Annotated in this window: 5 protein-coding genes; all 5 read left to right on the top strand. The window is 62.1% G+C overall.

Translation table 11 applies throughout. The annotated features are described in order from the left end of the window. Positions 1 to 161 precede the first annotated feature (161 nt). The 5 genes from I8N66_RS05130 (at position 162) to I8N66_RS05110 (ending at position 6,395) form a co-directional block, all read left to right on the top strand. Positions 162 to 1,799, top strand: a complete 1,638-nt coding sequence (locus tag I8N66_RS05130; protein ID WP_291150429.1) for a TIGR04028 family ABC transporter substrate-binding protein — start codon at positions 162 to 164, stop codon at positions 1,797 to 1,799. Positions 1,800 to 1,866: 67 nt separating this feature from the next. Next, positions 1,867 to 2,811, top strand: a complete 945-nt coding sequence (locus tag I8N66_RS05125; RefSeq protein ID WP_291150426.1) for an ABC transporter permease — start codon at positions 1,867 to 1,869, stop codon at positions 2,809 to 2,811. 41 nt (positions 2,812 to 2,852) lie between these two features. Beyond that, a complete protein-coding gene (locus I8N66_RS05120) occupies positions 2,853 to 3,692 on the top strand; it encodes an ABC transporter permease (protein WP_291150435.1) in 840 nt (279 codons plus the stop codon). After that, complete coding sequence (locus tag I8N66_RS05115; protein ID WP_291150423.1) at positions 3,689 to 5,320, top strand: ABC transporter ATP-binding protein; 1,632 nt, start codon at positions 3,689 to 3,691, stop codon at positions 5,318 to 5,320. Before I8N66_RS05120 ends, I8N66_RS05115 begins: the two co-directional genes overlap by 4 nt. Positions 5,321 to 5,348: 28 nt before the next feature. Beyond that, on the top strand, positions 5,349 to 6,395 hold the full coding sequence (locus tag I8N66_RS05110; protein ID WP_291150420.1) for a putative FMN-dependent luciferase-like monooxygenase: 1,047 nt from the start codon (positions 5,349 to 5,351) through the stop codon (positions 6,393 to 6,395). Positions 6,396 to 6,407: the final 12 nt, after the last annotated feature.

Raw genomic sequence — 6,407 nt, 5'->3', positions numbered from 1 at the left:
GGTGGGAAAACAGAAGGAGGGACAATTAACTCGCTGGCGGCTGCGCGCTAGATGCTTCTTTCCGCTGGACCGAAACATATAGCATATTAATTTACTAGATTTAATTGATAACTGCGACGACCGTCGTACCATAGCCATCTGATTTTCGAAGGAAGGCTCTCATGACGATGAAACTGAAACGGCTTGCGTTCACCCTCGCGACGCTCGCAGCCACTGGCCTGACACACGTTTGTGCCCGCGCCGAAGGCTCGGCGCCGGTAAAAGGCGGGACGCTGATCTATCTGGAGCAGCAGGCCCATACCAACCTTTATCCCCCGGCAGGCGGCTTCTATCCGAACGGCGGGATTCTCAATCAGATCACCGACAAGCTGACCTATCAGAATCCAAAAACGCTGGAGATCGAGCCCTGGATCGCCGAGTCCTGGACGATCAATGCAGACGCGACCGAATACACGTTCAAGATCCGCCCCGGCGTCACCTTCTCCGACGGCACGCCTCTCGACGCGGCAGCAGTCGCGAAGAACTACGACGTTTTCGGTCTCGGCAACAAAGCGTTGAAGCAACCGGTTTCCGAAGTCATCAACAACTATGAGCGCAGCGAGGTCCTCGACCCGCTGACCGTCAAATTCTATTTCAAGCGTCCGTCGCCGGGCTTCCTGCAAGGAACCTCGGTCATCGGTTCCGGGCTCGTTGCCGCCAGCACGCTTGCGCTACCCTTCGAGGAGCTTGGCGATGCGACCAAGATCATCGGCTCCGGTCCCTTCGTGGTCGAGAGCGAAGCGATCGGCAAGGAGCTGCAGCTCAAGGCGCGCGAAGACTACGTCTGGGGTCCGGCGAAACTCGAGCATCAGGGCCGCGCCTATCTCGATGGCATCACCTATATCATCACCGGCGAAGACAGCGTGCGCATCGGTGCGCTGCTCGCAGGGCAGGCGGATTTCATCCGTCAGGTCCAGGCCTATGACGAAAAACAGGTCGAGGCGCAGGACTACCAGATCTACGCCCCATCAACCCGCGGCGTGAACAACAGTGTCGTTTTCCGCCCGCACAATCCGCTCGTGGCTGACGTCAAGGTGCGCCAGGCGCTGCTGCACGCAACAGATGCCAACGAAATCGTCACGACGCTGTTTTCGGCCAACTATCCACAGGCGACCTCGATCATCGCGTCGTCCGCGCTCGGCTACAAGGATGTCTCGGCAAAGCTCGCTTTCGACCCCGAGAAGGCAAGGACGCTGCTTGATGAGGCGGGCTGGTCGACCGGCCCCAACGGCCTGCGCCAGAAGGACGGCAGGGAACTCGTGCTGACCGCGTATGAATCCCTGCCGCAGCCGCAGAACAAAGAGACGCTGCAGCTGGTTGCACAGCAATGGGGCAAGGTTGGTGTGAAGCTCAACGTGCTTGCCGGGGATAGCGGCAGCAGGACGGTCGATGATCTCGACCCGCTAAAGACACCGGTTTCGCCGGCGATGGTCGGACGTGCCGACCCCGATGTGATCAAGAGCCAGTATTATCCGAAGAACCGTGACGTGCTGCGTCAGAAGGGTGGTCTCAGCGACAAGGTCCAGGGCTTCGTCGACGACAAGCTGAACGGCTTGCTCGACGCACTGGCCTCCGAGCCGGATCGGGCAAAGCGCCTGGCGATCGCCGGTGAGATCCAGGACTATGTCGTGGACCAGGCCTATGCGATCCCGATCTTCGAGGAGCCGCAGGCTTACGCCGGTGCGCCTTACGTCCAGGGCGTCGCCTTCGAGGCAGTCGGCCGTCCGAGCTTTTACAGCACCTGGCTCGCCGAGCATTGATCGACCCGCGGCCACCGCCGTTGCGGTGGCCGCCACCCCTGAAATCCGCATGCAGAGGAATGGATCCATGTCCGCCTATTTGCTCAATCGCGTCGGACAGGCGCTTTTCGTCCTGTGGGCCGCATTCACGATCTCCTTCGTGTTGCTGCAGGCGATGCCCGGCGACGCGATCCTCATCAAGTTTCAAAATCCCGATCTCGGACTGAGCGCCCAGCAGGTCGCAGAAATCCGTGCGTCCTATGCTGCCGACAGCCCCGTGCTCGTTCAATACGTGCAGACGATCGGCAAGTTCCTGACCAGCGATTTCGGCTACTCGGTTCAGGCGGGTGTGCCTGTCAGCCGTCTTCTTGCAGCGCATCTGCCGGCAACCTTGAAACTCGCCACCCTTGGCTTTCTCCTCGCTTCCGTGCTGGCGATCCTCATCGCCTTCCTCTCCAGCCTGACGCCCTTTGCCTGGCTTCGCGGCCCGCTGCAATCGGTTCCTTCGCTCTTCATCTCGATCCCCACCTTCTGGCTCGGGATCATGCTGATCCAGATCTTCTCCTTCCGCTTGAAGCTCGTTCCGGTCATCAATCCCGGACCCTGGCAGGAGTTGATCCTACCTGTCGTCACGCTCGCGGTACCGATCTCAGCACCGCTCGCCCAGGTGCTTGTGCGCAACATCGATGAGGTGATGACGCGGCCTTTCGTCGGCGTCGCTCGCGCCAAAGGTGCAACCCGCCAGTGGTTGCTCTGGCGGCATGTGGCGAAGAACGCGCTCCTCCCGACGTTGACCATTGCCGGCGTACTCTTCGGCGAATTGATCGCCGGGGCCGTGGTGACGGAAACCGTCTTCGGGCTCAACGGCATCGGTGGTCTTACCGAGCGCGCCGTCGGTAATCAGGACGCCGCCGTCCTCCAGGCCATCGTCGTGCTCTCGGCGCTCGCCTTCGTGATCATCAACCTTGCCGTGGATCTGCTCTACCCCGTGCTTGATCCGCGCCTCAGGACAAAAGTCGGAGCTGCCGCATGACCACTTTCGATACGCTTCACGATGACATCGCTTCGGATGCTATGCGGAAATCTGACGGGCGACGCGCTCGCACGGTCTCGGCGCTGCGCCGCGTGCCTGCAGGGTTGGCCCTGTCCTGGCTCATACTGGCAACGGTTTTTCTTTGGGCGGTCGCCCCCTCGCTCTTCACAGCCTACAACCCGCTCGAGGGTTTGGGCGGGGCGCAGTTGAAGCGGCCGAGTGCAGAACATCTGCTCGGGACGGATGCTCTTGGGCGTGACCTTTACGCGCGCATCGTCCATGGTGCCGTGCATTCGTTGACGGGCGCCTTTGTTGCCGTTGGCCTCGGCCTGATTGTCGGCACCGGGCTCGGCGTGACCGCCGGCTCCGTCCGGCGTCGCCTTGATGACGCAATCATGCGGCTTGTCGATGTCTTCCTGTCGATCCCGCCGTTGCTGCTTTCGCTCAGCATTATCATCCTGCTCGGCTTTGGCACGGTGAATGCGGCGATTGCCGTCGGCGTCACCTCGGTCGCGGGCTTCGCCCGATTGGCGCGGGCCGAGGTCGTTCGCGTAAGGCGCAGCGACTATGTCGAGGCGGCCTTTGGCAGCGGCGGTACCTTTGTATCGGTCCTCTGGCGGCACATCCTTCCGAACTCGCTCACGTCCGTCCTCGCCTTCGCATCGCTGCAGTTCGGCTCGGCAGTGCTGCAGATCTCGACACTCGGATTTCTCGGCTATGGCGCGCCACCACCGACACCCGAGTGGGGTCTGCTGATCGCGGAAGGTCGCAATTACATCTCGACGGCCTGGTGGCTGACAACCGCGCCCGGCGTCGTGGTCGTTCTCGTCGTCCTGGCTGCCAACCGGATCAGCCAATCCTTTGGAAAGGCCGCAGCATGACCATGATTCCTCAACACGTACCGCCCGTACTCGAAGTCGAAGGCCTATGCATCGCCTATGATGATGGGACCACGGCTCGCCGCGCCGTCCACGACGTCTCGTTCCGCATCAATCCCGGCGAGGTCGTTGCGCTGGTAGGAGAATCCGGCTCCGGCAAGACGACCACGGCGCAGTCGATCATTGGCTTGCTTGCAGCAAACGGTTGTGTGGAACGCGGAACCATCAAGCTCAACGGAACCGACATTGCCCGTTGGACCGACCGGCAGCTGGAAGCGGTACGTGGCGCCAGGATCAGTCTTGTGCCGCAGGATCCAGGGAACTCTCTCAATCCGGTCAAGACCGTTGGCGCGCAAGTCGGCGAAATCTTCCGGATCCACGGAGCTCTGCGCCCTGAAGAGATCAACGAGCGCGTCGTTGCCCTTCTTGCCCGTGTCGGTCTCAGCGAACCGGCATTGCGGGCGCGACAATATCCACACGAGCTCTCAGGCGGCATGCGCCAGCGCGTGTTGATTGCGATTGCCATCGCCCTGAGGCCGCAACTGATTATCGCCGATGAGCCAACGAGTGCGCTCGATGTCACCGTGCAGAGGCGCATACTCGACCTGATCGATGAGTTGCGAGCCGAGTATGGCACTGCCGTCCTATTGGTGACCCACGATCTGGGCGTTGCTGCCGATCGCGCCGACCGGATCGTCGTACTCCAGAACGGGAAAATCCAGGAGCAAGGTGCTGCCAGTGTTGTGCTCGCTGCGCCGCGCAGTCCTTACACGCGACAATTGCTTACCGCTGCACCGTCGTTTGCCGCGCCGGTATCCAGGCCACCTAAAGTCCGTTCGGGCGTTCAGGGCGATATTGTCGTCGTCGACGGTCTTGTTCGCGAATTTGCGGGCGTGGGCAAGAGCCGGTTTCGCGCGGTCGACGGTCTCAGCTTTCGGGTTCGTCGCGGATCGACCCACGCGATCGTCGGCGAGTCCGGCTCGGGAAAGACGACGACCATCAGAAGTATCGTTGGTTTCGACAAACCTACCGCTGGGCGGATCGAGATCGACGGTACCGATCTCTCGCGTCTTGCCGGAGAAGATCTCCGGCAGTTCCGCCAGAAGATTCAGCTGGTCTACCAGAACCCCTACGGATCGCTTGATCCGCGCCAGAGTATCTTGCAAATCGTGGCAGAGCCGCTGCTCAATTTCAGCCGGCTCAGGCGCGCTGACCGCGAGGAAAAGGCGAGGGCGATCCTCGCGCGCGTCGGGTTGCCCGAAGACGCGCTTTCGCGAAGGCCGCATGCGCTTTCCGGAGGCCAGCGCCAAAGAGTGGCCATCGCCAGGGCACTTGTGCTCGATCCTCAGGTGGTGGTGCTGGACGAGGCGGTGTCTGCTCTCGATGTGAGCGTCCAAGCGCGCATTCTCGCGCTCCTTCAGGAGCTGCAGAGCGATCTCGGCCTGACCTACCTCTTCGTGTCCCACGACCTCGCCGTCGTGCGCCAGATATCCGACACCGTCTCCGTCCTGAAGGATGGGCGCCTCGTCGATGGTGGCACGGTCTCAGAGGTCTTCGAAAATCCCAGCAGCGACTACACCCGCGAACTTATCAACGCCATTCCCGGGCAAAATCGCCGGGCTGCGGCCTGACGCGCTGACACCACAGATAGGACTGACCATGACAGAGACGACACCACGCAAGCGCCTTGGCTTTTTCACGCGCCTCCTCGACGACGTTCCCGCCGGCACCCGCTATTACTACGCCAAGGAGCAGATTGTGACGGCCGAACGCTTCGGCTTCGATACCGGCTGGGTGGCGCAGCATCATTTCCATGCCGATGAGGGTGGTTTGCCGGCGCCTCTGGTCTTTCTCGCGCACGTGGCCGCAGAGACCACGCGCATCCGACTAGGCACAGGCGTCATAACGTTGCCACTCGAAAACCCGATCCGGGTGGCCGAAGACGCAGCGGTTCTCGATCTGCTTTCCGGTGGTCGGCTAGAGGTCGGCTTTGGAACCGGTGGAACGCCGTCATCCTTCACGGCTTTTGGCCTTGAAAGTGCGGAACGTGGCGCAGTCTTCGGTCGACATCTGCAAACGGTACTCGATGCCTGGGCCGGCCGCGCGCTCGCCGGCGGCGACCGTCTCTATCCCGCAGCGTCGCAACTGCTCGATCGCATCTGGCAGGCGACCTTCTCGGTTGCAGGCGGTGAGCGTGCCGGTCGCGCCGGCGACGGCTTAATGCTGTCGCGCACGCAGCCGCGGCCGCAAGAAAGCCCGAACGCCTCGCTGGCGGAACTGCAAAACCCGATCATCGACGCCTATCTGCACGCGCTTCCCCCCGGTCGCGCACCCCGCATTCTCGGCTCGCGTAGCCTCTTTGTCGCCGATAGCCGGGCCGAAGCGTTGCGCCTGGCAGAGATTGGGCTGAACCGCGGCGCGGAGCGCCTGATCGCCGCCGGCCACAAGGTTGCGGGCAACTCCCTTGCAGATCTGATTGCCGCATTCGACGTCCATGTTGGATCGGTCGACGATGTCATCGAAAGCCTGCGCAGTGACGAGACGCTCGAGCGCGTCACCGACCTTGTGTTCCAGGTCCATTCCGTCGATCCGCCGCACCCGTTGATCCTGCGATCGATCGAGTTGATCGCGACCAAGGTCGCGCCGGCGCTTGGCTGGGCGCCGCAAGAGAAGTTCCACGCGCGCCGCTTCGGCGCCGTTGGCTGAAGCTGATACCCC

Source organism: Ensifer sp. SSB1 (assembly GCF_016652895.1).
Lineage (GTDB): Bacteria > Pseudomonadota > Alphaproteobacteria > Rhizobiales > Rhizobiaceae > Ensifer.
Note: the sequence above shows the minus strand (reverse complement) of the source record. Positions and strands in the feature narration are given on the sequence as shown.